This window comes from Streptomyces sindenensis, from assembly GCF_014649035.1.
GTDB classification, from domain to species: domain Bacteria; phylum Actinomycetota; class Actinomycetes; order Streptomycetales; family Streptomycetaceae; genus Streptomyces; species Streptomyces sindenensis.
Map to the genome: position 1 here is coordinate 1 of NZ_BMSG01000041.1, position 26,046 is coordinate 26,046.

A 26,046-nucleotide genomic window follows, 5' to 3' on the forward strand; every position below is an offset into this window, starting at 1 on the left:
AGCCGAGGGCGGCGACGGCCGCGCCGACGCGTACGACGGGGACGAGCCAGCCGGCGTCGGCGGCCCGGGCGGCGTCCGTGAGTGGGGCGGTGGCGGAGGCGAGCCCGCCGGGCCCGAGGACGAGGAGGACGGAGACGGCGACGAGGGCGTAGACGACGAGGGTGATGCCGAGGGCGATCGGGATGGCGCGAGGAATGGTGCGGGCCGGGTCGCGGGCCTCCTCGCCGAGGGTCGCGATGCGGGCGTAACCGGCGAAGGCGAAGAACAGCAGCCCGGCCGCCTGGAGCACACCGGTGGCCGTGGCGTCCGTGCCGATCTCCAGGCGGGCCGCGTCCACCCCGTCGGACGTCAGGGAGGCGGTCGCGACGGCGGCGAGCACCGCCAGGACGACCGCGACGATCACGCGGGTGAGCAGGACGGACTTCTGGATGCCCGCGTAGTTGACGGCGGTCAGGGCCACCACGGCGGCCACCGCGATCGCGTGCGCCTGGCCCGGCCAGACGTAGGAGCCGACGGTCAACGCCATCGCCGCGCAGGAGGCGGTCTTGCCCACGACGAACGCCCACCCGGCCAGGTACCCCCAGAACGCGCCGAGCCGCTCCCGCCCGTAGACGTAGGTGCCGCCCGATGCCGGGTAGAGGGCGGCGAGCCGGGCGGAGGAGGTGGCGTTGCAGTACGCCACGACGGCGGCCAGGGCGAGGCCGAGCAGCAGGCCGGAGCCGGCGGCACGGGCGGCCGGGGCCAGCGAGGCGAAGATGCCGGCGCCGATCATCGACCCCAGGCCGATCATCACCGCGTCCGGCACGCCGATGTGCCGCCGGAGTTCGCCCGGGGGTGCGGGTACGGCTCCGCGCGGGGGCTTGCTGCTCACGCCTTGTCTCCTTGCGAACATGTTCAGCGGTCCGCCGCACGATAGACGACCGAGGTGACGCCCTCACCGCGAAGGGAAGGACGTGAGGGCGTCCGGGGCGGGAGAACCGGCGCGGCGGCGGCCATGAGCCCCGCGTGCCGCGTCGTGCGGCACACAGGGCGGCCCGCGTGGCTCAGCCTCCCCACAGCCAGGAGCCGTACTCCGCCGAGGTGACGAGTCGGCCCAGGCCGAAGGCGCAGGGAACGGGCACGAGCAGGAAGACACCGGCACGGACCAGGGAGGGCCCGACGACCGACACCACTTCGTGGGGGCCGGTGGTCGTGAGGAAGTCACGCCAGCGCAGGATCTCACCGGCGCTGCACGCCCAGAAGAACAGCCCGGCCATCAGGAAGACCGCGCCGGTCAGCAGTCCCAGATAGGTGGTCGCTTCCAGCAGGTCGACGCGGACGCCGTGATCCCGCACGACGAACGCGGCGGCCACGACGCAGATCGCAGCCCCCACGCCGTACGCCGCGCCGCGCGCCATGACGCCGCCCAGCCGCAGACGCGGTTCGAGCACCCCGTCCGCACCTCTGCTCAAGCGGACCATGTGCGTGCCCCCCGTCGTCCCCGCGTCGTCGAGCCGGTCGCTACGACGCGGCGAAGTCTACGAAGGACGTCCAGGTGGCGGGGGAGACGGTGAGCGCGGGGACGGTGAGGTCCTTGGAGTCGCGGACGTGGACGGTGTGGGGGCAGGCAGCCACCTCTACGCAGTCGCCGCCCTGGCTTCCGCTGTAGGTGGACTTGGACCAGGTGAGCGCTACCTCAACACAGTTGCCGCCCTCGCTGCCGCTGTAGCTGGACTTGAACCAGTGGAGGCCAGTGCTCATAGTTCCTCTGCCATCTTCTCGATCGTCTCCAGCGTCCTCTCCGGAGTGTATGCCTGGGCCCGGGTGACGCCATACTTGCCGAACAGGTTGCCCAACTGCGGTTGTTCGGTGACGAAGAAGCTGCCGCCCTGCCCCTCGATATAGGCGAGCTGCTGACGCTTGTCGGTCTCCAGCAGGACGAAGGGGCCGTCCAGCGCCGCGTGGTCCTCGCGGTCCGGATCCATCAGCTGGATCCGGACGTGCCGCAGCCGCGCCACATCGGCGAGGTGGTGGAGCTGGGCCTTCATGACGCGGCGGCCGCCGATCGGCCGGGTCAGCACGACCGTCTCCAGGACGAAGCTGATGTCGGGCAGCGGCCTGCGGGACAGCAGCCTCTGCCGTTCGAGCCGCGCGGCGACCTTCGCTTCGATCTCGTCGTCGTCATAGGTCGGGTACCGGCTCGTGAAGACTGCCCGTGCGTACGCCTCCGTCTGGAGCAGACCGGGCATGACGTGGTTCTCGTACTCGTGCCGGGCCCACGCCTTCTCCTCTTCCTCCGCGAACGGCGTGAACCAGCCCGGCAGCGGGTTGCGCCGCTCCGTCTGCTTCGGCGGCCTCGGTGCGGCGACCAACAGTGCACCTTGTGCACCCAGCACCTCGTCCGCCTTCTGCACGAAGACGTCCGTCGGCGGTCGGGCGCCCCGTTCCACCATCGCCACTTGGGACTTGGAGTAGCCGATCCGCTTGCCCAACTGATCCTGGGACAGCCCGGCCAGCACCCGGAAGTGCCGCAGCAGCAGACCGAACATCTCGGCGGTGCTTTCCGGCTGTTCACTGGAGTGCACGGGCTCACCTCGTATGTACACCACTGTTCACAACGTGCTTGTGACCCTGGTCACCGTACGTGTCTGCCGCGACGCTGAGCGCATGGAACTGAAGAATTCACCGGATCCGGCCCCCTTCTGCCCCTCCTGGATCCCCGCCTACGGTCACGCCCTCCGCCATGTCGGCATCCACTTCGACGCGGTCCGGGCCATCGGTCTGCTCGGCGAGGAGATCGCGTACGAGGTCATGCAGTTCACCGACTTCCAGGCCGGGCCCATCGTCCGCTCCGGCATCGGCGAGCGCAGCATGTACTTCCTGCTCGCGCCCGGGGCCGCCGCCGAGCACCGCTGGCCTCCCGGTGTGGAGGCGATGAGCCGGAGCGCGCGGGGCGATGCGTTCGTCGGGGTGCCCGCGCTGGGCGGGGGCACCTGGCCGCTGGACTGGCGGTCGCGGCCCACGGCCCAGGACCCGTTCGTGGACGGCGCGTTGCTGCACGAGATGGCCTGGCTGCGGGCGGGGTGCGCCGTGAGGGAGTGAGCGAGGCTGCCCACTCTCTGCGGTACTGTGATCACGTCATCACGCTCTGTGCCGCCAGTGGTGCATAGGGCGGCCCCCGGAAGTGTTACAGCACTAACCCGAGGGCCTTCATCACTAGTGGATCAGGAGTCCACCCGCGATGCTGTCGCATGTTATCCCGCCCCCCAGGGGCTACACGAAGGCCCCCAACGGGCTGATCCGCCACCCGCGCCTCGGCAGTGACGCGAAAATCCTCGTCCTGTACGTCCAGGGGCTGCCCGAAGAGGCCCGCGACAAGGCCCTGAGCGAGCACGCCCGCGCCCTGGGCATGACCGGGCGCGCCTACCAGAAGGCCAAGGCCGACCTCGTGACGTACGGGTACGTGCACGAGAAGCGGGAGACCGTCGCCGGGGGACGCTGGCGCACCGTACAGGTGTTCAGCAACGAGCCGCTGACCGATGACCAGGCCGCGCGCCTCCGTGCCGGTGCCCCCGCCAACGGGTACGCGAACACGGGTGGGTCCGGCGTGCCGGGCACGTCGCCCGCTCCGAGTGCGCACTTTCCGACCGTCGGTGAGCCGACCGGTCGGATGGCCGGTGGTCTCTTACCCGCGGACGAAGAACTGGGCGAAGACTCTTCCCGCCCACCCACCGAAGCGGCCGGGGACGCCGAGTCGCCGAGCGAGGAACCGGAACCGCCCTCGCGGGAAGAACTTCAGCTCGCCGAGCGCGTGTTGCTTTCGCTCCGGCACCAGGCCCGTCAGCTCACCCTCGGCGTGCGGGAGGCCCGCAAGCTGGCCGGGCTCGCCGCCGAGTGGCTGCGGCGGGGCGTGAGCGCCGGGGACCTGCGGCTGGCGCTCAGCAGCGCGCTGCCGGCGGACGGGGTGCGGACGGCCTTCGGGTTCCTGGCCCACCGGCTGGTGGAGAAGCTGCCCCCACGCCCGGAGGAGGCCGCGGACCCGGGGGATGGGGCGTGGTCCGCTCCGTCGCCGCCCTCCCGGCCGCTGCCCCTCATCGCCTGCGACGGACCCGGCGAGGAACACGTGTTCCGGCCGCACGAATCGTGGGTCACCACCTGCGGACCCTGCCACCGTGAGCAGCAACGCGCCTACTGGGCCGACCTGTCGGCCCGCGCCGAGGCCGACCCCGCGCCCCCGCCGCCCTCCTGGCGGGAGCGCGTCGCCGTCGAGATCCGGGCGAACGAGACCGCTTCCGGCTACGGGACCCTGGCCACGGCCACGTAGATGCCGCTGAACTCCTGCGTGGGCGCGGGCGTGTTGTTGAACCACTCCGGGGCCTTCACCAGGCCCGGGGCGACGATCTCCAGGCCCTCGAAGAACCGGGCGAACTCCTCGCGGCTCCGCAGGGCCAGCTGGATGCCGCCCTTCTTGTACTCGTCCCCGGCCTGCTCCCCCTTCTCCTCGTTCACGTCGGACGCGCCGTGGGACAGGACGACGTAACTGCCGGGCGCCATGGCGTCGGTCAGCGTACGGACGATGTCGATCGGCTTCTCGGCGTCGGGGAGGAAGTGGAGGAGGCCGAGCAGGGACAGGGCTATGGGGCGGTCGAAGTCCAGGGTCTCGCGGGCCGCGTCGAGGATGATCGCGGGCTCGCGGACATCCGCGTGGACGTAGTCCGTCACGCCCTCCGGGCGGCTGACCAGCAGCGCTTCCGCGTGCCGCAGGACGATGGGGTCGTTGTCGCAGTAGACGATCCGGGCGGAGGGGCGGATCTCCTGGGCCGTCTGGTGCAGGTTCGGCTCGGTGGGGATGCCCGTCCCGATGTCCAGGAACTGCGTCACGCCCTCGCCCGCCAGCCAGGCCGTCGCCCGGTTCATGAAGGAGCGCTGCTGCCGCGCGCCGACCTTCGCCTCGGCGGGCAGGAGTTCGGCCACCTGCTGGTCCACCGGGTAGTTGTCCTTGCCGCCCAGCAGCGCGTCGTAGACCCGGGCCGAGTGCGGCTTGCTGGTGTCGATCGGGGGGTGAGGCGCCTGTGCCGTCATGCCGGACTCCAGATAGACGTGGTGAGGACCAATCAGTCGACGCAGTCTGTCACAGCGCCTACGCGGTTGTGGCGGCCACCCAGTGGCCCACCAGGTCGGCGTAGAGCGGGCTCTCGTCCAGGAGTTGGGCATGTGTGCCGATGGCCGTGCGTTCGCCGTCGAGCACCAGGACGCGCGGCGCGCGCAGCGCGGAGCTGATGCGGTGCGCCACCACGACGAGCGTGGTGCCCCGTGCCGCGAACGCCCGCTCGGCCCGCTCCTCGGCCGCCGGGTCGAGGTGGCAGCACGCCTCGTCCAGCAGCACGATCGACGCCGGGGACACATGGGCGCGGGCCAGCGCCACGAGCTGCCGTTCACCGGAGGAGAGCGGGGGGCCGTCCAGGCCGACGGGCGCGTCCAGACCGCCGAGCCGGTCCACGAGGGCCCGCGCGCCCACGGCCGTCGCGGACGCGAGGAGGTCGGCGTCCCGGGCCCGCGGACGCAGGTAGCGCAGGTTGTCCCGCACGGTGCCGGTGAACACGTACGCCTCCTGCGGGATCAGCGTCACCGCCCGGTGGAGCCAGGCCCGGTCGACCTCCGTCACCGGCACGCCGCCCAGGGTCAGCCGGCCGCTGTCCGGCTCGGCCAGCCCGGCCAGCAGCGTGGTCAGGGTCGACTTGCCCGCACCGCTCGGCCCGACGACCGTCAGATGGGAACCGGCGGGGAGGTCGAGGGAGAGCCCGTCGATGACGGGTGCAGCTCCGGGCCCGTAGGCGTAGCCGACGTTCACCAGGGACAGGTCCGGGGAGCGCGGGGCCCGGGGCGAGGCGCCCGGACCCGGAGCCTGCCCGGGGGTGCGCCGTGCCGGAAGCGTCGACCGGCTCAACCGGCCCAGCACGGTGGCGAGCTGTACGCCCCACGAGCCGAGCACGGAGACGAGCGCGCGCAGGGCCGGAGCCACTCCGCCGACCAGGTAGCTGGTCGCGCCCAGCAGTTCGCCCACCGACAGTGCCCCCCGGTCCAGGAGCCGCGGAGCCGCCAGGAGGAGGACCAGCAGGGGGAGATGGCTGCCCAGCGACACCAGCAGCGTGTTGGCCGACGCGGTTCTCGCGACCGCCCGGACCGCATCGCGGTGGTCGGTGATCCGGGCGGACAGGACGTCGGCCACCCGGTCCCGGGCGCCGCACGCGACGACGTCCCGGATGCCGTCGAAGGTCTCCCCCGCCGCCGCCGTGAGCGCTTCCTCGGCCCGCAGTTGGCGGCGCTGGCGGCGGGCGAGTGCGCGGAGGCGGGGGGCGCAGAGGAGCAGGGTGAGCAGGACCGGGGGCAGGGTGACCGCCGCCACCGGGGCGGACAGGGCGGCCAGGCCCACGAACGCCATCAGCAGGGAGACGCCCAGCTGCCGGGCCGAGCGCAGCAGGGCGGAGACCAGCGCCCGCACGGACTCGACCTGGACCGTCAGCCGGGCCACGCCAGCGCCCGCCGTGTCCCGCGCTCCGGCCGCCGCGCGGTGCACGGCCCCTGCGGCCACAGCTGTCACCAGTTCGTCCCGCAGCGGCTCCACGATCCGTCCCAGCCACGGAGTCAGGGTCCGGGTCATCAGGGCGCGGAAGACCATCGCGGCCCCGAGCAGCCCGATCCAGAAGAAGCCTTCGGCCGGGCGGCCCGCCAGGAAGCCCCGGTCCAGGGCGGCGGCCACGAGGAGTCCGGAGGCGAGCGCCGGAACGGCCTCCAGCAGCGACCATCCCGCCACCGCCACCGCCGCTTTGCGGTGCTGCCGCAGGAACCCGGCGAACAGGTGCCGGTCGATGGGGCGCGGGGCCGCTTCGCTCATACCGGCTCCTGGGTGTGCGGATGCGTGTCGTGTCCTGGAGCACCTTCCGGTGCGGTGTCCGCCGCGAACAGAGCCCGGTAGTCGTCGCGTTGCCACAGATCCGCGTGCGTGCCCAGGGCGCGGACCCTGCCGTCCTCCAGCCAGGCCACCAGGTCGGCCCGCGCGGCGGTCGACACCCGGTGGGCGATCAGCACGCGGGTACGGTCCGACCAGGCCGAAGCGAGCGCGGAGCCGACCCGTGCTTCGGTGGCGGTGTCCAGGCTCGACAGGGCGTCGTCCAGGACGATCACCGCCGGGTCGTGGACCAACGCCCGTGCCAGGCCGAGACGTTGTACCTCGCCGCCGGAGAGGGGGGCGTCCGTGAGCGGGGTGTCGTAGCCACACGGCAGGCGGGTGATGAAGTCGTCCGCCCGGGCGGCCCCGGCGGCCGCGCCGACCTCCTCCCGCGAGGCGTCCGGGCGGGCGAAGGCGATCATCCCGGCCACGGTCGTCCCCAGCAGCGCGGGCCGCTCGAAGGCGTAGCCGACGGCGGCGCCCAGGGCCTGGGGGGTCAGCTCCGGCAGCGGTACGCCGTCGATGGCGACCAGGCCCGCGTCGGGCTCCCGCAGCCGCCCGATCAGCGCGGCCAGGGTGCTCTTGCCCGCCCCGGACCGGCCGACCACCGCGAGCGCCGTGCCCGCCGGGACGACGAGGTCCACGGAGTCCAGGACGAGCCGGTTTCCCGAACGTACCGTCACCCCCGACAGGGTCACCGTGCCGGGGCCGCCCGCCGGGCGGACCCGGGTGCCGGGTGCCGGGACCGGCTGGTCGACGACCTCGGCGACCCGACGCGCACCGGCGGCCGACATGCCGAGCGCGAAGAGGGCGTCGAGCTGGTCCAGCGCGGCCATCGCGAGCGCCGTGTACGCGACGACCGCGGCGAGTTCGCCCGCACTGATGTCACCGTGGAGCAGGGCGAGCCCCCCGGCACCGAGGACCAGCACCTCCACGGCCGGGATCAGCAGGCCCACCTGCCATCCGGTGTCCCGCTGGAGCGCCCAGACCCGGTGCCCGGTGCGGGACAACTCCGGCAGGGGTTCCAGGATCCGGCGCGTCTCGGCCGCCGCCGTGCCGCTCGCACCGATGGTCCGGGCCCCGCCCAGCGCTTCGAGCAGCAGGGCGGAGATCCTGCCCTGGGTCTCCTGGTACCGGAGGAAGAGCCCCGAGCCGCGGTTCATGAAGCTCCGGGCGATGAGCACCAACGGCGGTACGCCCAGCGAGAAGCAGAGCCCGATCCGCCAGTCGAGCAGCCAGAGCGCGACCACCCCGCCGAGCGAGGTCAGCACCGCCGTCGAAGCCGTGACCAGCGTGACCCCGGCCGATCCGGCCTGCGCGCACCCCGCGGAGAGCCGCCCCGCGAGATCCCCGGCGGGAAAGCCGGCCGTCCCCGGCACCCCCGCGTCCAGGGCGCGCCGGGCCAGGGAGCGGCGCAGGGCGGCCACCGTGCCGGAGCCGTATCCCCCGTTGGCGAGGGTCTGGAGCGCCCCGGTGGCGACGACGAGGGCGAGGAGCGCGGCGCACAGGAGGACGGGACCGGCGGCGGCCCGCCGGGCGACGACCGCGTCCAGGGCCCGAGCCATCGCCCAGGGGAACGCCAGCGTGCCGGCCGACCCGAGGACGGCCGTGACGGAGGCGAGGACGAACCAGCCACGCGTCCGGGCGGTCGCGTCCCACACCAGTCGCTGGGGAGACGTCATCGCGCTCCTTCCGGCCCTCCGTGGCTTCCGCGCGGGCGGCCGGGCACGGGGTGCGGTGAGTCGTGCGGACGGGAATCGAAGAGGGCGCATCCGTCGGACACCCGCGTGGGGATGTACGCGCGGACACGGCGTGCGCCGGGCAGGACCGGGACGGCCCTGCCCGGCGCACGGCTGCTACTGCTGCTCGATGCTGGTGATGGTGCAGGTCCAGGTGCACGTCTTGGTGCAGCCGGCCAGCGCGACGGACTCCTCGCCCTCAAGGGTCTGCAGCTCGTCGACGTCGACGGTCATGGTGTTGTCGATCATGGTGGTGTCCTTTCGTCGTGAGTGATGTGCCCGAACACCGCCGAGGGCCGGCGGTGTCGCACGGTCGCGTCGGCGACCGTGAGTTCAGGGGGGACGCGGTCCGGGACCCCGGCCGTCAGGAAGCTGACCAGCCGGTCGGTGAGTTCGGCCCCGCCCCGCTCCTGGAGCGGGTGGTGGCCGGCGCCCGCGATGTCGAGGCAGTCGTGGGGTGCGCGCCCCGGGCCGCCCGCTCCCGCCAGCGACCGGCGCAGCCGGCGCGTCTCGTCCACCGGCACGACGGGGTCGTCGGTGCCGTGCAGGGCGAGCAGCGGTACGCGGATGCGGTGGGCGAGGCGTTCGACGTCCCGGGGGCCGAGGTCGTCGTCCGGCGGCGCGCCCAGGCCGTGCCGGTCGATCAGCGCGCGCACGGCGGGCGTCGACCGCTCGCGCAGTCCGCGCGCGGACAGGAACGGGGCGATCACCGCGCAGCGCGCCCAGGCGTACGGGTCGGCGCACACGGCCAGCAGGGCGAGGAAGCCCCCGTAACTGGTGCCGAGGAGAACGGGCGGTTCCGCGTCCGGCGGGCGCTGCTCCGTGAGCGTACGGACCAGGACGCGGAGGTCCGCGAGATCGGGCACGCCCCACGCGCCGTGGATCGCCTCCGCGTGAGCCCGGCCGTAGCCGGTGCTGCCGCGCTGGTTGGGCGCCACGACGGCCGCCCCGGCCTCCGACAGGCGCGCGAGCACGGGGTCGTGGCCGAGCGTCCAGTGGGCCTCCGGTCCGCCGTGCAGTGCCACGACGACCGTGGGCGCGGTGCGCCAGTCGCCCAGCCGGACGGCCTCGAACCGCCCGGACGGGGTGGCGAACCACTCGGTGGGGGCGTGGGGAGCGGCGGAGGCGCCGGGGGTGGCGGACACGGCCCCGCTGGTGGCCGAAGGAGCATCCGACCCGCCGCTGTCCGGGACGGTGACCAGGTCGGCGGGACGGTCCGGGGTCGCGTACACGACACGCAGCCCGCTCTCGCTCCAGCCCGCGACGGGGTGGAACGCGCCCGGCGGCAGCGCGGCGGGCCGGGGCCGGTCCGCCGCCACGTCGTAGAGGAAGAGACGGGCCTGCGCGCCCCGGGAGACGCGTAGCGCGACCCGTTCACCCGCGGGATCGGCGGCCAGCGGAAGGACCGCTCCGTCCAGGGAGTTGAGCCGGTCCGGGAAGTCGAGCCGGGGCCGGTCGCCGAAGGTGGCGCGGGCGATCCGCAGCCGCCCGTCGCCGGGGTCGCTCGCCGTCAGCAGCAGCCCCGAGGCCGGGGCCGACAGCAGCAGCCGGTGGACGCGGCCGTCCGGCGACGACGGGAGAGCGCGCCGGCTCCCGTCGCGCAGGTCGAGGAAGGCGGGGCGGTGTCCGTCCGGCCCTTCGAGGTCCGTGGCGTAGCGGAAGCCCGTTCCGTCCAGCGGCAGGAGGGCGGTGATCCGGCCGGGCAGGTCCACGGGGTCGCTCAGCCGCAGCGGCGCGGAGCGTACCCGCCAGACGCGGGTACGGCCGTCGTGCGTGGTCTCCACCGCCAGCGCGAGCGTGCCGCGCGGGCCGCCGGGCACCAGGCGCAGCCCCCGCGCCTCGACGGACAGGCACTCGGCCGGGTCCTCGGCGGGGGCCGGGCCCCCGGTCCCGGGCTTCGCGGTCCCGGGCTCCCCGGTCACGGGCTCCGCGGTCACGGGCTCCGCGGTCACGTCTTCTGCTGACGCGGGGCGGGACAGCAGGAGCAGGTGGCGGCCGGAGCCCGCCGCGCCGCGCAGCCGCAGCAGCCCGCCGTCCTCGGTCGGCAGAACCTGGGTGGCGGTGGTCTCCACCGGGGCGCCCTCCCGGTAGCGGGGCGGGTCACCGGCGTACGGGAGGTGCGTGCCGTCGAGGTCCCACCACCCCGGGGCCAGCGCGCCGTCGGCCGTGGCCACCAGGCAGGCGGCGAAGCGGGACCGCGCCGAGAAACGGAAGCTGATGCGTTCCGGCCGCCGGTTCATCGCGCTCCCACCGCCGTACGCGGATGCCGTCCGGCGGGCGCGAAGAGGTCAGGGGTGTCCGGCATCCACAGCCGTGGGCCCCCGTCCCGCAGACGCAGCAGCATGCCGACCGTTCCGGCGGCACCGGTCTGGTAGCCGCCCGTGACCGCCTCCAGCGATTCGTCGGGCACCACCAGCAGGCCGTCGCGCCGAACGGCACGGGTACGGATGCACGCGGCCAACTCCCCTGCCTGGTCGCGGTACCGCACGTCGCCGAGCGCGGCGGACATGTCGAGCAGGAACTCCGCGTTCCCGGCGAGCCCGTGGCAGGCGGCGGGGGAGGAGAGCCACATGGCATCCCGTACCGCGGCCGCCGCGCCCACGGCGGCCTCCCGGTGGCGGTCGTCGCCGGTCCGCGCCCAGAGCCGGACCAGGAACGTGCCGATGCCCGAGGAGCCGCTGCACCAGTGCGTCTGCCCCACCGGCCCGTCGGCGTCCCGGTCCCCGGCCGCCCAGACCGCCCGGCCGTCCTCGACGCGGGCCAGCCGCACCAGGGTGTCGCCCGCCGTGCGAGCCGCCCAGAGGAAGCCCTCGTGTTCCGCCGCCGCCCCGGCGGCCAGCAGGAACGCGCCGATGCCCGCGATGCCGTGGGCGAACCCGTAGTGGCGGGCCCCGGCGAGGTTCGAGTCGAAGGCGGCCGGGACGGGCCAGATCACCCCGGCCGGGTGATCCTCGGCCGCCGCGACGATCGCCTCGGCGCAGGCGACCGCCCGATCGCGGAAGACCGGATCACCGGTCGTGCGCCAGAAGTGCAGTTGGGCCATTCCGGCCCCCGCCGCCCCGTGGCAGATGTCCCGGTTGGGCCAGTCGACGGGGACCGCGCGCGCCAGCGCGGCCGCCTCGGCGGCGACGTCCTCGTCGCCCAGCAGCAGCGCCGCGTCGAGCAGGGCCCAGGCCGTGCCGGAGCGGCCGAAGTGCAGCCCGGGCAGGAGCGTTCCGTCGGGTGTCCGGCCGGTCGGGAGATCGGCGAGACGCCGCCGCGTCCACTCCGTCAGCTCCGCCACCCCGTGCCGGACCTCGGGTCCCGCGCCCGCCGCCGCGGCCCGGGTGAGCACGGCGAGGACGCCGGCCGATCCGTACTGGACGTTCAGCGGGTCGGTGGTCGCGCCGAACGAGCTGACGTCCCAGAGGTGTCCGCCGCCGCCCGGGCGGGTGCGGAGCAGGTACGCGAGGCCATCGGCGATCAGCCGTTCGCGCTCCTCGTCGGCCAGGGCCGGAACGCCGCTCCCACCGGTGGCGCCCGTGCCCGTCGCCCGGGTTCCGCCCGTGGACCGGTGCTCGGTCCCGGTCAGCTCGACGAGAACCTTCCGTACCCGGGACAGCTCCCAGCGGCCTTCGGGGAGCGGGGCGCAGAGGGCGAGCAGCAGGGGCAGCAGCGGTTCCGCCCAGGGGCGATCGGCGATCGCCAGCGCGATCAGGGCCTCCGTACGGTCGCCCACCGGGCGGTCGTCGGGGGCCAGGAGCAGGTCGACACCCGTCGCCAGATGGAGCAGCACCGCGCCGAGGCCGTAGAGATCGCCCGCGTAGGTGGGAGCCGTGAAGTCGTAGTCCCGCAGTGAGGACACCTCGGGGCCGACATAGCCGGGGGTGTATCCGCGCCGGACCGGGACGCCCTCGGGGGCCAGGTACTCGACGTCGATGAGCCGGACCCGGCCCTCCGGCGTGACCATGAGGTTGTTCGGCGAGAGGTCGCGCAGCACCCGCCCGGTGCCGTGGACGGCCGCCACGATGTCCACGATCTGCCGGCCGAGGTCCAGGAACGTGGCGAGGTCCCGGACCGGGCGTTCCACCAGCCGGTCGCGCAGCGTCTGCCCCGGCACGAACTCCTGGGCCAGGAACAGGTTGCCGCCCTGGGAGAACAGCTCGATCGCGGCCGGAGTGAGGCCCAGCGGGGCCAGCGCCTCCAGCATCTCGGCCTCGTGGCGCAGGGTGTCCTGGAGGTCGGTGCCGTCCATGCGGACGCCGACGTGTGCCCGCGCCTCCTTCACCACGACCTGCCGGCCGGTGGTCTCGTCGGTCGCGAGGTACACCCCGCCCTTGAAGGCGTGCCGGATCGCCTTGGCGACCACGTAACGGCCGTTGAGGCGCACGGACTTCTTCCCCGGCGTCCGGGTCGGCTTCGCCGGTACGTCCGGCTCCCGCGACGGGCTCGGCCCGGCCCCCGGGGAAGTGCTCGGCTCCGGGAACGGCGGCGGCGCCCACGAAGGGGTGGTGACCCAGGCCTGCCGCCGGTCCTTCTCCAGTCCCCCGTCGGGACGGCGCAGCCGTACGTCCGTGTCCCCGTCGTTCGTCGTCGTGAGCACCCCGCCGAACACCCCGTAGCGGTAGTGGACGAGGCTGCCCGGGGCGTAGGGCCGGTCCGACAGGATGCGCGGGCCGCGCAGTCCCAGCGTCGCCTCGTGCAGCCGCCGGGCCAGTCGGCGGAACATCTCCGGCCCGTCGGGGTAGACCGTGATGAACTTTCCGCCGCCCCCGCGGTCGGCGCGCCCGCCGGTCAGCAGGGCGACCCGGTCCAGGGCTCCCGCGAACTTGAACGAGGCCCGTTCCTCGATCAGGACGTCGGCCGCCACCGCCAGGACCAGGGCCGCGGACAGCGGTGTGGCCGACAGGTGCAGCTTCCAGCCCTGCTCGCCGCTCCGATGGCCGCGCGGCCGGACCGAGCACCAGAACTCCCCCTGTTCGACCTGCCATCGCCTCGCGCCGCGCCGGTGCAGCACCCCTTCGACGATGCCGGGCAGCAGCCCGGTGTCCAGGGCGAAGAAGTTGCCGCTGTCGTGTTCGTCACGGTCCGTGCTCACGGGCGATCCTTCCTGGCCGGTGCGGTACGGTGCGGGCCTCGGCGGAGCCGGGGCCGCGCCGAAGAAGGGCGGGCGGCTCCGGGCGGGTTGATGACATGTCACATCCCTTTTTGGCAACGGGATATCGAAAGATCTGCCGAGTTGTCCGGGAATCACGACCAGCCTCGGCCGGGGTCCGCCTATCGTGGCTGCGAGCGATCCCCTGATCGCCACGGGTGACGTTAGCGGTGTGCCGAGGGGCCGGTGCACCACCCGTTCTGGGGGGTTGCGATCAAGGGGGGCCGCCGGATCGACACTGCCGAAACCGGGCTGCACCGGGCCCGGAAGACGATGGTCATCGCCACCGCGCTGTATCGCGGCAGTCATCTGACCGCAGGAGGGGCGGTGGTCACGCAGCATCAGCGCGACCGCCTGTTCCCGTGGCTGGCACTGGTGGCCGCGATCGTGGCCACCGCTCTCATCTGGTTCATGGCGGCCCGGCACCGGCGGCTCGTTTCCTGGGCCGTGGGTCTGGACGTCCTGGTGATCGGCTGCCTGCTGCCCTTCGGGGCGTACGCCTGGGGCGGGGCCCGCACCCAGGAGTCGATCGCCTGGGTGATGCTCCTGGGCGGATCGGCCTCGGCCATGGCCGCGGTCGCCTTCGGAGCGCGCCTGCTCGCCGTGGCCGTGATGCTCCTGGTGGCCACGCATCTCGCCGGGTATCTCCTGGTGGAGGCGGACGCCTCCGTGACCGGCGCCCATCTCAACGCCGTGGTCTTCTCCGCCGTCGTCTCCTGGGTGCTCACCTGGTACCTCTGCCGGCAGGGCGAGCGGGTCGACTCGGCCAACCGGCGGGCGCTGGCCGCGGAGGCGCAGCGGGCCAGGTTCGCGGAGCGCGTCGCCCATCACAACGCCCTCCACGACACCGTCCTCGCCACGCTGACGGCCATCGCCCGCGGTGGCGTCGACGCCAACACCTCGATGATGCGCGAGCGGTGTGCGCGGGAAGCCGCGTACCTCAGGAGGCTGGTCGAGCAGGCGGACGACCGTGAGCAGGCCTCCGAGTTACGGGCCGCGCTGGAGGAGTCCGTACGCGCCGCCGAAGCGCTCGGGCTGCGGGTGTCCGCCCGCTATCACGAGCTGCCCGCCGTGCCCGGCGAGATAGCGCTGGCCATGGCACGGGCCGTGACCGAGTCGCTCAACAACGTGCGGTGCCACGCCGGTACGGGGCACGCCTTCCTGACCGCCGCCGGTGACTCCGGCCGGCTGATCGTCACCGTGGTCGACCGGGGCCGGGGTTTCGCCGTGGAAGGCGCCGGAGAGGAGGGGGCCGGCGGCTCGGCCGGAGCGGAGACCTCGGGCGGATCGGCGGTGCGGACCGCCCCCGCCCGGCGGAGCGGGATCGGGCTCGACCGTTCCGTGTACGCCCGGATGCGCGGCGTCGGAGGGCGGGCCTTCGTGGACAGCGCACCCGGCGAGGGCGTGCGCGTGGAGCTGAGATGGCCGGCGTGATCACCGTCGCGGTGGTGGACGACGACCGGATGCTGCGGGACGGCATCCGGTCATGGTTCGCGGGCGTCGAGGAGGTGGACCTCGTCGCCTGCGCCGCCACGGTCGACGAGCTGCTCGCCGGGCCCGGGGAGCCGCCGGACGTCGTGCTGCTGGACCTCATGCTCCGCGACGGCCGGCCGGTCGCCGACAACATCCGCCGGCTGCGGGCGGCGGGCAGCCGGGTGCTGATGATCAGCGTGGTGACGGACCGGGACCGGATCGTCGCGGCCATCACCGACGGCGCGGACGGCTTCCTCACGAAGGACCAGGAACTGTCCGTACTCGTCGAAGCCGTCGGCGAGATCGCGGCCGGGCGCACCGCCCACTCCCCGGAGCTGGCCTTCGCCCTGGCCTACGACCGGGGCCCCGCACGGCCCCGGCTCTCCCCTCAGGAGCGCGAGGTGCTGGTGGGGTACGCCTCCGGGCTCACGCTGAAGGCCACCGCCCGCAGGGCCGGGATCACGGCGAACACGGCGAAGTACTACCTGGACCGGGTGAAAGCGAAGTACCAGGAGGCGGGCCGGCCGACCTACACCAAGATCGACCTGGCGTCCCGGGTCCGCGAGGACGGCTGGCGTTGACCCGTAGGCGTACGGCATCCGAGGATCGCTGATGTGAGCCACCCTTCTGATCCGCCTCCGCCTCCGCCCTCGCCCTGGTCGCCGCCCTCGGGCGGGACACCCCGTACGGACGGGCCGCCGCCCTCGGGCGGCGCGCCCCGTACCGACGGGCCGCCGCCCTCACCCTGGGCCCAGCCCGGGAGCCCCTGGCAGACCGGACAGCCCGGGGGCCCTTGGCAGCCCGGACAGCCCGGACACGCCCAGCCGGGCGGGCAGGGCTGGGGCCGGCCCCCGGAGTGGAGCGGGCCGCCGGAGTGGAGCCGGCCGCCGGCCGGGCCGGTGCGGGCGCCCGCCGGGGCGCGCTACGACGAGCAGGGGCGCAACGGGCACGGGGGACGGTTCGGCTGGATCGGCGAGCTGTCGGCCGTCGGGGGGCTCGTCCTGTTGGCCGTCATGGTCGTCGGGATCGCCGGGATCGTCCTCGCGGAGCTGCTGGACGCGGCCCCCACGGACCCGGACAGCGACGCCTTCTTCGAGGACCCCGTCGTCGATCTGGTCATTCAGCTCGTCGGCATCGCGATCGCCATACCCATCGTCCTGGGGGGTGCCCGGGTGCTGGGCCGGCGGCCCGCCGGGACCGTGTCGTCCGTCGTCGGGCGGCTGCGCTGGGGCTGGCTGGGGCGGTGCGCCGCCGTGGGCTTCCCGCTGATGGTCCTGCAGATCGGTCTGCTCATCGCGTGGACCTGGAACGACGAGCCGATCGGGGAGTCGGGGAGCGGCTTCCCCGGGTGGCCCGTCTTCCTGCTGAGCCTGGCCGTGATCCTGGCGCTCGTCCCGTTCCAGGCCGCCGCCGAGGAGTACGTCTTCCGGGGCTGGCTGGTCCAGGTGATCGGCCGGGTCGCGCGTACGCCCTGGCCCGCCGTCGCGGTCGCGTCCCTGCTGTTCGCCCTGGCCCACGGGTTCGGCGAGCTCTCCGGCTTCCTCCTGCTGCTGTACTCGGCCCTGTGGTGGGGCTGGCTCGTGATCCGAACCGGTGGGCTCGAAGCCGTGATCGTCATGCACGTCGCGAACAACCTGCTGGCCTTCGGCCTGGCCGCCGGCTTCGGCGAACTGGCCAGCACGGAGACCGCCGCCGACGCCCCCTGGCAGGCCATGATCGCCGAACTCGTCTTCGCCCCGCTGTACTGCCTCACCGTGGCCCGGATCGCCGACCGCCGAGGGATCGAGCGGGTGAGCCCCTGACCTTGTTGGCCCCGTTGGCCCCGTTGGCCCCGTTGGCCCTGTTGGCCGGGGGGGCCGCCGGGGGGGCCGGGGGGCTCAGGGGCTCACGTCGTGCCGGCGCGTCCGACCGGCGAGGCGGCGCGGGGGCGCGGGGGAGCGCGCGCCGGGCCCGTGCAAAGCTGACGCGACAGGATCGGCCGGGGGCCGACCGGAACCGGGGGGATCGTGGAGCGTCAGCGCGTGTGGAAGTCCTGCGTCCCGGTGGCGGCGAACCTGCTGCTCGGGATCCCGGCCATCGTGCCGGCCTTCCTGATCTGGTACGTCCTGTCCAACGGGCCCCTGGCGGAGCTGGGGTGGACCGATCGGGAACCGACCGAGAACGACGGCTTGTGGCCGGGGCTGGTCATCGTCGTCCCGGTGGTGGCCTGCTTCGGCTGCCTGTGGACCCTGCTCAACCTGTGGATGCGGAGCAGGCTGGTGGCTGCGGCGCCCCCCGGCCCCTACTGGTCGCTGGCGCTGACGCTGACCCTCACCCCGTATCTGCTGGGCGTCGCCTTCGGCTGAGGAGCGCGGCCGTCGGGCCGGTTCGGCCTCAGAACTCCACGGTCAGCTGCGCGCGGACGTGCGCCCGCAGCACCCCCGCCATGTCCGTCGCGCAGTCGCTGATCAGCCACTGGATCTGGAGGCCGTCCATCAGTGCGATGAGCTGCTGCGCCGCGGCCGACGGATCGACGTCGTCCCGGAGTTCGCCCGCCTCCCGGGCCTGGAGGTAGGCGCGTTCGGTGTTGGCGACGGACGTGCGGTAGCGGGCCTCGAAGTACGCGTGGGCCGGGTGGTCGGGGGCCGTGGCCTCCGCCGCGACCACCGAGAACAGCTCGACGATCCCGCGCCGCTTGGCGTTCAGCTCGGCGAGATCCACCAGTCGGCGCAGATGGTCCACGCCCCGGGTGACGCCGAGCGCCAGCCACTCGTCGTCCACGTCGTCGCGGCGCTGGAGGACCGCGAGGAGCAGCGCCTCCTTCGTCGGGAAGTGGTGCAGGAGCCCCGGGTGGGAGATGCCGCAGCGGGTGGCGATGACGCGCAGTGACGCGCCCCGGTAGCCGGCCTCGCCGAACAGGGTCATCGCCTGATCGAGGATCTCCGTCCGCTTGGCCCGGCCCTTGGCGTAGCCGCGCTGCGTTCCCGGGGTCACGCGTCTTCACCCGCTGCCATGGCCACGCCTCTCTGCTTCCTCCCCAGATTCTCACAGGGGTGAATACTTACCAACCGGTCGGGATTGAGCGTACGGTACTGCGAGTGCCGCTCTCGCGGGCGCGGCCGTCGTGGCCGTGGCCGTCGTGACCGTCGTGAAAGGAAGTCCTGTGGGTCCCAAGCCGCCGTACCTCGACCCTGAGCTGCCCGTCGCGGAGCGGGTCGCCGACCTCCTGGGGCGCATGACGCTGCCCGAGAAGGTGGGCCAGATGCTCCAGCTCAACGCCAAGGAGGGCGTGCGGCACCTCGTCGAGGACCTGCACGCGGGCTCGATCCTGCACGCGTCCCCGGAGCGGGTGCGCGAGGCCGCCGCGCTCACCGCGCGGACCCGGCTGCGCATCCCGCTGCTCGTCGCGGAGGACTGCATCCACGGGCACTCGTTCTGGGAAGGGGCCACGATCTACCCGACGCAGCTCGGGATGGCCGCCACCTGGGACCCGGAGCTGGTGGAGCGGATCGCGCGGGCGACGGCGGTGGAGGTCGCGGCGACCGGGGTGCACTGGACGTTCTCGCCGGTGCTCTGCGTCACCCGGGACCTGCGGTGGGGCCGGGTGAGCGAGACGTTCGGCGAGGACCCGTTCCTGATCGGCGAGCTGGCCTCCGCGATGGTGCGTGGCTACCAGGGCGAGGGCCTGGACGACCCGACCGCGATCCTGGCCTGCGCCAAGCACTTCGCCGGGTACTCCGAGACCCAGGGCGGCCGGGACGCCAGCGAGGCGGACATCTCGCGCCGCAAGCTGCGCTCCTGGTTCCTGCCGCCGTTCGAGCGGGTCGCGAAGGAGGGGTGCCGGACCTTCATGCTCGGCTACCAGTCGATGGACGGTGTGCCGATCACCGTCAACGACTGGCTGCTCAACGAGGTGTTGCGCGGCGAGTGGGGCTACACCGGCACCCTGGTCACCGACTGGGACAACGTCGGCCGCATGGTGTGGGAGCAGAAGGTCTACGCCGACTACGCGCAGGCGTCGGCGGCTGCGGTCCGCGCGGGCAACGACATGGTGATGACCACGGCGGACTTCTTCGAGGGCGCCCAGGAGGCGGTGGCGCAGGGCGCGTTGGCGGAGGCGGAGATCGACGCCGCCGTAAGCCGCATCCTGACGCTCAAGTTCGAGCTCGGCCTCTTCGAGGACCCGCGCCACCCCGATGCCGGCCGGCAGGCCGAGGTCATCGGCAGCGGGGCGCACGCGGCGCTGAACCTGGAGGCGGCCCGCCGCTCGCTGGTGCTGCTGACGAACGACGGCATGCTGCCGTTCGCGGGCGGTCCGGAGGCCGGCGGGGAAGGGCGACGGGCGACGGGGACAGGCCCCCGTACGGTCGCGGTCGTCGGCCCCAACGCCGATGACGCGCAGACCCAGTTGGGCGACTGGGCGGGCTCCTCCGGGCAGGCCGACTGGCTCCCGGACGGCCAGCCGCGCGCCATGATCCGTACGGTCCTCGACGGCTTCCGCGACCACGTGCCCGCCGGCTGGACCGTCTCGTACGCGCCCGGCGCCCGGATCCTGGATGTCGGGCCCGACCCGGAGGGGGAGTTCTTCCCCGACGGGCAGCCCCGGCCCGAGGTCGTCCACCCGGCCGCCCCCGACGCGGAGTTGATCGCCGAGGCCGTCGCCGCCGCCGAGGCCGCCGACCACGTGGTGGCCGTCGTCGGCGACCGGATCGAGCTGATCGGCGAGGGCAAGTCGACGGCGACCCTCGAACTCGTCGGCGACCAGGTCGCGTTGCTGGACGCGCTGGCGGCCACGGGGAAGCCGCTGGTGGTCGTCGTCATCAGCTCCAAGCCGCTGGTGCTGCCGCCCTCCGCGCTCGGTGCGGCGGCGATCGTGTACGCGGCCAACCCGGGCATGCTCGGCGGCCGGGCGATCGCCGAACTGCTCCTCGGGCTGATCGAGCCGACCGGGCGGCTGCCGCTGTCCTTCGCCCGGCACGCGGGCCAGCAGCCGACGTACTACAACCAGGTGCGCGGCCAGCACGGCACCCGCTACGCGGACCTCACCCAGCGCCCGGCGTTCGCGTTCGGCGAGGGGCTGAGCTATTCGACGGTCGCCTACGCGGACCTGGAGGTGCTGACGGCGGTGGTCGGCGAATCGGAGACCGTACGGGCCCGGGTCACGGTGACCAACACGGGGGCGCGGCCCGCGCTGGAGACGGTCCAGGTGTATGTGAGCGACACGGTGACGTCGGTGACCTGGGCGGAGAAGGAGCTGAAGGCCTACCGGCAGGTGGCGCTGGCCCCGGGGGAGTCGCGCGAGGTCCTCTTCGAGCTGCCGGCGGCCGACTGCACGCTCGTGGACGCGGCGGGCGTGCGCACGGTGGAGCCGGGCCGCTTCGAGCTGCTGGTGGGCCCGTCGTCGCGGGACGAGGCGCTGCTGCGAGGGGAGTTCACCGTCAAGGGCTGAGCCCTGGACGGTGGGCGGCGGCGCCCGTCGGCGCGACCGCTCCCGCGTGCGCACGCGGGAGCGGTCGCGCCGGTGTGGCCCGGGGCCCGGAGCCGCCGGCGGTCGTCAGCGGACCTCGAAGAAGTCCACGTTGTGCCGGCTGACCTTGATGCCGAGCTTGACGAACCCGCCGTTGCGCTCGTCGCCCGCGTACTTGCTCCAGTACTGGCAGTGGAGGCCGGTCTCGGCCTCCTCTTCCACGGCCTTGGCCACCGGCAGCTCATCGCAGGAGAGCTTGCTGATGTCGCTGCGGCCCTTGTGCGAGGTCCAGAGGCGCTCGTAGGCGGCCTTGGCGACCAGAATGCTCTGCTTCGGGGTGCTGTTGTAGAACGTCAGGAAGCTGCCCGGCTTGTACTTCTCGCTGATCTCGATCTCGTACGGGACGGTCGCGCCCTCGTACGTCACGTTGCAGATGCTGACCGCGCTGGCCTTCTGGGTCACGCCGTCAGGGCAGTTCGCGCTGGTTTTCCCGGGCACCTTGAGGCGGCGGAGCAGGTCTTCCTGGAGCTTGTGCTCGACCTTCTCGGTGAACGACGCGCCGTTGGCGGGCTTGGGGAGGACCTTGAGCTTCGGGTCGGAGCTGGAGGCGACGACGTCGGCCTGCGGACCGGTCACCGGCACCGCGAGGTCCGCGCCCGGCTCCGGGGCCTTGGCCTCCTCGCCGGGGGCCTTGCCGGCGGAGTCCGCCGACGCGGAGGTGCGGGCGGAGTCGTCGCCCGAGGACGAGCCGCAGCCGGTCACGAGGATGCCGATGGCGGCCAGCCCGATGAGGTTCTTCGAGATACGCATAAAGGGAGCCTAAGTTGCGCCTGTGACAACGCTGTGTGGTCGAGGAGGCCGCTGCGACCCTGTGGGAGCCTTGCCAAAAGGGGCGTGAAGGGCGGAGAACGGGATATTCCAGTTTGCGTTCCGTACGTTCTGGACGGGTGATGGTGGCTCAGTCGAGAAGGACTCGTACCGGGAATGTGACGGGCGGCCCTCGTGGGCGACGCGGGCGGGGGAACTCCTCGGGTTCCCCGCCCGGGGCCCGTCACGGTCCGCCGTCGGTCCTCGTCAGCGCGTACAGGTCCCCGGAGTCCGGGTCGCCGATGTACTGGTAGAGGGTGGGCCGGCTCGCCGTGCCGCCGACGTTCCAGGCGTCGAAGCCGCACGAGTCGACGGTGATGTCCACCTCCTGCGACCAGGTGCTCGCGCCGGGCTCGTACGTCCAGGTGCCCTGCCCCGTGCAGCGGGTGTCCGCGCCCTTGGGGCCGTCCGGGTCCGTGGCGTCGTCCTCCGGGCCCCAGCCGCCGAGGTCGTCGTCGAGGTCCACGGCGGCGGCCCGCCCGTCCGCCGTGAGGGTGACCGTCCCGCCCTGTCCGTCGGACCAGCGACCGACGAGGTCCGCCGAGGTGAGCGCCGGCGGCCGGTACTCCTTGAGGACCCCCGTCGCCAGGCCGGTGCCGCCGAGGACGGCGGTGAGGACGATGGCCGCCACGCCCCACAGGAGCACCGGCTTGAAGATCCGCTCCCGGCGCGACCGCCAGAGCAGCGCCGGCACGGTGAGCGCGGCCGTGGTCAGGAACCACCCCAGGGCGACGGGGCCGGCCCCCGCACCGCCCGCCAGGGCGGCGACGGCGCCGACGACGACGAGCGAGACGGCCCCCGCCACCACCGGAACCCACCACCACACCTCACGCCCGCCGAACCTGCGCCCCAGTACGTCGCCGAGCCAGGCGGTGGGGAGGACGAGGCCCACGGACAGCGCGCCGGCGATCACGGTCCCGAACACGGCGAGCACGGGAAGAAGGAAGATGAACATCCCCGAACCGCCGCCCACGTTCGGTGATTCCTGGGTGAGGCCGTACACGACGGACACCACGAGGGCGAGCAGCGCCTCCAGGAGCAGTACCAGGATCGAGAGCAGCAGCGACAGTCCGAAGAGCCGCTTCTTCGCCGGTCTTCCTGACTTCTCCATCGTCAATCCCCCTCGCGCACGGTGATGTACGTGCGGCACGCCCGCCCGGGGGCGGCAGCCACGGTCATCGTGTCAGAGCTGTTTGAACGCGTTCAACACGGGGTGCCGTGGTGGAGAGGACGTGTGTGCGGGCGCACTCGGGGCGCGTAAAGAAAAAGCGTTTCCGCGTACGGGTATTACCCCGTACGGGTGTGGCGCGGCCGTCCGGACGGCGGTGGGGCGAGCACAATGGGGCGGCGGTTCGTGCAGAGGCGCGCAGGCCCCTCTCCCGCACCTTGCGCTCAAGGAGGACCGGTGGCGGACAGCTGGACGGTTCAGCGGACCGGGCCTGGGGACGCCGCGCGCACGCAGGCGCGGGAGCAACTTCTGGAAGCGGCCAGGGAGCTGTACGGCGTCAACGGATACCGGGCGACGGCCGAGCACGACGTGTGCGAGGCGGCCGGGGTGCCGGTCGAGGTGCTGCGCCAGGAGTACGGGTCACGGGAGGGGCTGCTCATCGCCCTCCACAACCGGGTCACGACGACCGGGCTGCGGGCGGCGGAGCGCGCCCTGCTGACCGAGGGCATCGACGACTGCTCGATCGAGGAACGGGTCCGGCTGCTCTTCGACGCGTACGTGGAGGCCGTCACCAGCGACCCGCGCGAGGCCCGCGTGACGTTCGTCGAAGTGCTGGGCGTGAGCGCCGTGGTGGACGAGCACTGCAAGCTCTGGCGGGCCCTGTGGACGGAGTTCCTGACGGGCGAGGCCGAGCGGGCGGTGGACCGGGGCGAGGCGGAGGACCGGGACCACCGGGTCGACGTGATGGTGATGGTCGGCACGGTCCACGAACTGATGGCCCACCACGCCCGCCGCTCCCGCCGGGCCCGCCCCGGCGAGGTCTCGGGCGAACTGACCCAGCTGGCCCTGACGATGCTGGGGTCGCAACGGAGCGGCTGAGGACCGCTCGGGCCCGCCCCGGGGCGCCCGCCGCCGACCGGGACGAGGGGGGAGGGGAGCGCCGCCGCTTCCGCCGTATCGGCCCTGGCTGACCAACCGGCCGCGTTCGACCCGCGGCGCGTGTTCTTCGCCCACGACTGCTCGGTGGGGAGCCGGCCTCGGGGCGCGTCAGCCCTTCACGGTGACCGGTGCGCCGACCAGCTCCGGCTGCCCCGCGTACGGGCCGCCCAGCCCCCACGCCCGGTGCATCGCGTCGGCGAAGGCCGCCGCCAGGAGGTGCTCGCCGGTCGGGCCGGGGTGCGTGCCGTCGTACGTGTCCGTGTGGATGTCGTAACCCGGCGGGCGCGAGGCCAGAAGGACGGGGGAGGGCGGGGTGCCGAGGTCGGCCACCGCCTTGGCCAGCAGTTCGTTGAAACGGTCGCAGGAGGCGGCGAAGGGGGCGTCCGTCTCGGCCCGGATGTTCGGTATCACCGGGAGCAGGACCATCCGCAGACGCGGGTTCGCCGTGCGGGCCGCCGTGATGAACGCGCGGGCGTTCGCCGCCGTCTGCTCGGCGTCCGTGTAGAAGCCGAGGTCTATCAGGCCCAGCGAGACCAGCAGGACGTCCGCCTCCGCCTCGCGCACCGCGTCCGCGATCACCGGGGCCATGTGCAGCCAGCCCTCGCCCCAGCCGGACAGGTGGCGGCGGGCGGCGGGCGGGAAGGCCGGGTCGGCGTACGTGTGGGAGAGCGGGGCGTCCGCATCGGCGTCGTACAGCGTCGAGCGCGGGCCGACGATCTCGTACGCGAGGCCGGGGAACGCCTCCAGGTGCCGCCACATCCGGTAACGCCAGGTGAAGTCGCCGGCGCGCCCGATGGTCATGGAATCGCCGACGAAGAGGAAACGCATGGCGTCATCATGGCCGATCACGGCTCCGGCCTGCGACGTGACGATGGACACTTGGGCCATGCGTTCGTATCCGACCGGCCCGGTGGGCACCCGTGCCGCCGCCCTCGCCGCCGCTCTCCTGCTGCTCTCCGGGGCCGGTCCCGCCGTGGCCGACGACGGGCGGCCCGACCGTGACTTCACGATCGAGGACCCCCGTATCACCGAGTCCAGCGGCCTCGCCGCCAGCCGCGCCCACCCCGGCGTCTACTGGACGCACAACGACAGCGACGACGGCCCCTACGTCTTCGCCGTCGACTCCCGGACCGGGAAGACCCTCGCGACCATCACCATGCGAGGAGTGGGGGAGCCGCGCGATGTCGAGGGCATCTCGATCGGGCCCGACGGCGACCTCTACGTCGGTGACATCGGGGACAACCTGGACGGTACGTGGAGCCATGTCTGGATCTACCGGTTCCCCGAACCGAAGCAGTTGCGCGACGCCACCGTCGACGCCGTCCAGTACGACGTGAAGTACGCCGACGGGGCCCGCAACGCCGAGGCGCTGATGGTCCACCCGAAGACCGGCCGCGTCTACATCGCCTCCAAGAACGAGGACGGCGGCGGCCTCTACGAAGGACCGGCGGAACTCACCGCCGGGGGCGTGAACACCTTCCGGCGGGTCGACGAGGTGCCGTGGGTCACGGACGGGGCCTTCTCGCCCGACGGGAAGCGGCTGGTGCTGCGCTCGTACTTCAGCGCCCGCGAGTACGCCTTCGAGAACGGCCGCCTCGGTGAGGACAGGTCCATCGCCGCCCCGTTCCAGCGGCAGGCGGAGTCGGTGACGTACACGGCGGACGGCTCGGCCCTGATGTTCGGCTCCGAGGGGGCGCGGAGTGACGTCGTCCGGGTGGAGGTGGAGGGCGGCGGCCCCGGGGGCGACCAGGGGCGGGGAAAGCCCTCGGGGAGCGGCGGTGGCGAGGCCGGTGACCAGGGCGGCGGTGGCGGGGAGGAGGGCGGCAAGGGCGGTGCCGGGCTCGGCGCGGCGATCGTCGTCGGGGCGGGCGTCCTGTGGTTCGCGCTCCGGCGGAAGCGGGGGCAGGGGGCTGGCTGAGGTCCTGGTTCCCCGGGTTCCGGGTTCGCTCAGTCCTCGTCCGTCACCGGCCACACCTCGTAGTGCAGCGTCCGGTCCCGCTTCAGCCGGTGCGCGAGCGGGACCAGCACGCCCTGCACGATCGGGTACTTGCGGGACAGCATCCGTGCCGCGTGCGTGTTCTCCTTCGTGCCCGGCCGCAGCAGCCGCGCGTGCGCGCTGATCCGCGGTCCGGTCGGGGCGCCCCGCACCGTGCAGGGGGCGAGCTCCACCCGCGGGTGGTTGCGCATCCGCTCGACCTTCCAGGCGGAGGAGAACGTGCGGATGAACGCGTGATCGCCCTCCACGGCGATGTTGACCGGTGTGCCGACGGAGGACCCGTCCTGGCGCCGAGTGGTCAGCAGGACGGTGTACTGCTTGACGAAAGGAGCGAGCTCCCGGCTGGCGTCCATATA

At 73.5% G+C, this 26,046-nt stretch carries 24 protein-coding genes; 9 read left to right on the top strand and 15 right to left on the bottom strand.

The window, feature by feature from the left end:
* The 4 genes from IE145_RS29780 to IE145_RS29795 form a co-directional block, all read right to left on the bottom strand.
* A partial coding sequence (locus IE145_RS29780) for an APC family permease (RefSeq protein ID WP_229825950.1) occupies positions 1–790 on the bottom strand: 790 nt, incomplete at its 3' end.
* A 253-nt stretch (positions 791–1,043) separates the two neighbouring features.
* Entirely contained in the window at positions 1,044–1,430 is a 387-nt protein-coding gene (locus tag IE145_RS29785; protein WP_229825946.1) for a DUF6336 family protein, read from the bottom strand.
* Positions 1,431–1,500: 70 nt separating this feature from the next.
* Complete coding sequence (locus IE145_RS29790; protein WP_189528537.1) at positions 1,501–1,740, bottom strand: DUF397 domain-containing protein; 240 nt, start codon at positions 1,738–1,740, stop codon at positions 1,501–1,503.
* Entirely contained in the window at positions 1,737–2,564 is an 828-nt protein-coding gene (locus IE145_RS29795; protein ID WP_189528538.1) for a helix-turn-helix domain-containing protein, read from the bottom strand. The genes IE145_RS29790 and IE145_RS29795 overlap by 4 nt, the downstream gene beginning before the upstream one ends.
* 82 nt (positions 2,565–2,646) lie before the next feature.
* Here IE145_RS29795 and IE145_RS29800 point away from each other — a divergent pair, with 82 nt between their 5' ends.
* Together IE145_RS29800 and IE145_RS29805 are read left to right on the top strand one after the other, a co-directional pair.
* On the top strand, positions 2,647–3,081 hold the full coding sequence (locus IE145_RS29800; protein WP_189528539.1) for a hypothetical protein: 435 nt from the start codon (positions 2,647–2,649) through the stop codon (positions 3,079–3,081).
* A 139-nt stretch (positions 3,082–3,220) separates the two neighbouring features.
* A complete protein-coding gene (locus IE145_RS29805) occupies positions 3,221–4,303 on the top strand; it encodes a hypothetical protein (protein ID WP_189528540.1) in 1,083 nt (360 codons plus the stop codon).
* Here the strand turns inward: IE145_RS29805 and IE145_RS29810 are convergent.
* The 6 genes from IE145_RS29810 to lanL all read right to left on the bottom strand — a co-directional run bounded on the left by IE145_RS29810 (position 4,276) and on the right by lanL (position 13,744).
* Complete coding sequence (locus IE145_RS29810; RefSeq protein WP_189528541.1) at positions 4,276–5,061, bottom strand: SAM-dependent methyltransferase; 786 nt, start codon at positions 5,059–5,061, stop codon at positions 4,276–4,278. The two genes, IE145_RS29805 and IE145_RS29810, sit on opposite strands and share 28 nt — an antisense overlap.
* 58 nt (positions 5,062–5,119) lie before the next feature.
* Positions 5,120–6,874 (bottom strand): ABC transporter ATP-binding protein, encoded by a 1,755-nt coding sequence (locus tag IE145_RS29815; RefSeq protein WP_189528542.1) that lies wholly within the window; start codon positions 6,872–6,874, stop codon positions 5,120–5,122.
* Entirely contained in the window at positions 6,871–8,610 is a 1,740-nt protein-coding gene (locus IE145_RS29820; RefSeq protein ID WP_189528543.1) for an ABC transporter ATP-binding protein, read from the bottom strand. The genes IE145_RS29815 and IE145_RS29820 overlap by 4 nt, the downstream gene beginning before the upstream one ends.
* A 174-nt stretch (positions 8,611–8,784) precedes the next feature.
* Positions 8,785–8,916, bottom strand: coding sequence for an ALQxL family class IV lanthipeptide (locus IE145_RS29825; RefSeq protein WP_189528544.1), 132 nt, complete (start codon positions 8,914–8,916; stop codon positions 8,785–8,787).
* Positions 8,913–10,907 carry a S9 family peptidase gene (locus IE145_RS29830; protein WP_189528545.1) on the bottom strand — a complete coding sequence of 665 codons (1,995 nt, stop codon included), beginning with the start codon at positions 10,905–10,907 and terminating at the stop codon, positions 8,913–8,915. The genes IE145_RS29825 and IE145_RS29830 overlap by 4 nt, the downstream gene beginning before the upstream one ends.
* Complete coding sequence (gene lanL, locus IE145_RS29835; protein ID WP_189528546.1) at positions 10,904–13,744, bottom strand: class IV lanthionine synthetase LanL; 2,841 nt, start codon at positions 13,742–13,744, stop codon at positions 10,904–10,906. Before lanL ends, IE145_RS29830 begins: the two co-directional genes overlap by 4 nt.
* Before the next feature lie 384 nt (positions 13,745–14,128).
* Between lanL and IE145_RS29840 the strand changes: the two genes are divergently transcribed.
* The 4 genes from IE145_RS29840 to IE145_RS29855 all read left to right on the top strand — a co-directional run bounded on the left by IE145_RS29840 (position 14,129) and on the right by IE145_RS29855 (position 17,619).
* Positions 14,129–15,235 carry a sensor histidine kinase gene (locus IE145_RS29840; RefSeq protein ID WP_189528547.1) on the top strand — a complete coding sequence of 369 codons (1,107 nt, stop codon included), beginning with the start codon at positions 14,129–14,131 and terminating at the stop codon, positions 15,233–15,235.
* Positions 15,223–15,855 carry a response regulator gene (locus IE145_RS29845; RefSeq protein ID WP_189528548.1) on the top strand — a complete coding sequence of 211 codons (633 nt, stop codon included), beginning with the start codon at positions 15,223–15,225 and terminating at the stop codon, positions 15,853–15,855. Before IE145_RS29840 ends, IE145_RS29845 begins: the two co-directional genes overlap by 13 nt.
* Positions 15,856–16,173: 318 nt before the next feature.
* The gene (locus IE145_RS29850; protein WP_189528583.1) at positions 16,174–17,076 is read left to right on the top strand and encodes a type II CAAX endopeptidase family protein; all 903 of its coding nucleotides are present in this window, start codon (positions 16,174–16,176) and stop codon (positions 17,074–17,076) included.
* A gap of 204 nt (positions 17,077–17,280) precedes the next feature.
* Positions 17,281–17,619 (top strand): hypothetical protein, encoded by a 339-nt coding sequence (locus IE145_RS29855; protein ID WP_189528549.1) that lies wholly within the window; start codon positions 17,281–17,283, stop codon positions 17,617–17,619.
* Between the two features lie 28 nt (positions 17,620–17,647).
* On the opposite strand, the gene IE145_RS29860 is transcribed toward IE145_RS29855, so the two are convergent.
* Positions 17,648–18,247 carry a TetR/AcrR family transcriptional regulator gene (locus tag IE145_RS29860; RefSeq protein ID WP_189528550.1) on the bottom strand — a complete coding sequence of 200 codons (600 nt, stop codon included), beginning with the start codon at positions 18,245–18,247 and terminating at the stop codon, positions 17,648–17,650.
* Between the two features lie 169 nt (positions 18,248–18,416).
* On the opposite strand from IE145_RS29860, the gene IE145_RS29865 reads away from it, so the two are divergent.
* On the top strand, positions 18,417–20,702 hold the full coding sequence (locus IE145_RS29865) for an exo-beta-d-1,3/1,6-glucosidase (RefSeq protein WP_189528551.1): 2,286 nt from the start codon (positions 18,417–18,419) through the stop codon (positions 20,700–20,702).
* 105 nt (positions 20,703–20,807) lie between these two features.
* On the opposite strand, the gene IE145_RS29870 is transcribed toward IE145_RS29865, so the two are convergent.
* Together IE145_RS29870 and IE145_RS29875 are read right to left on the bottom strand one after the other, a co-directional pair.
* Complete coding sequence (locus tag IE145_RS29870; RefSeq protein WP_189528552.1) at positions 20,808–21,530, bottom strand: hypothetical protein; 723 nt, start codon at positions 21,528–21,530, stop codon at positions 20,808–20,810.
* 241 nt (positions 21,531–21,771) lie between these two features.
* Positions 21,772–22,698, bottom strand: a complete 927-nt coding sequence (locus IE145_RS29875) for a hypothetical protein (protein WP_189528553.1) — start codon at positions 22,696–22,698, stop codon at positions 21,772–21,774.
* A gap of 294 nt (positions 22,699–22,992) precedes the next feature.
* Between IE145_RS29875 and IE145_RS29880 the strand changes: the two genes are divergently transcribed.
* Positions 22,993–23,634 carry a TetR/AcrR family transcriptional regulator gene (locus tag IE145_RS29880; protein ID WP_189528554.1) on the top strand — a complete coding sequence of 214 codons (642 nt, stop codon included), beginning with the start codon at positions 22,993–22,995 and terminating at the stop codon, positions 23,632–23,634.
* 168 nt (positions 23,635–23,802) lie between these two features.
* Here the strand turns inward: IE145_RS29880 and IE145_RS29885 are convergent, their stop codons facing one another.
* Entirely contained in the window at positions 23,803–24,582 is a 780-nt protein-coding gene (locus tag IE145_RS29885) for a GDSL-type esterase/lipase family protein (protein ID WP_189528555.1), read from the bottom strand.
* On the opposite strand from IE145_RS29885, the gene IE145_RS29890 reads away from it, so the two are divergent.
* Complete coding sequence (locus IE145_RS29890) at positions 24,581–25,612, top strand: SdiA-regulated/phytase-like domain-containing protein (protein WP_189528556.1); 1,032 nt, start codon at positions 24,581–24,583, stop codon at positions 25,610–25,612. The two genes, IE145_RS29885 and IE145_RS29890, sit on opposite strands and share 2 nt — an antisense overlap.
* A 29-nt stretch (positions 25,613–25,641) precedes the next feature.
* Here IE145_RS29890 and IE145_RS29895 read toward each other — a convergent pair whose 3' ends face one another.
* Positions 25,642–26,043, bottom strand: a complete 402-nt coding sequence (locus IE145_RS29895) for a PPOX class F420-dependent oxidoreductase (RefSeq protein WP_189528557.1) — start codon at positions 26,041–26,043, stop codon at positions 25,642–25,644.
* Positions 26,044–26,046 lie beyond the last annotated feature (3 nt).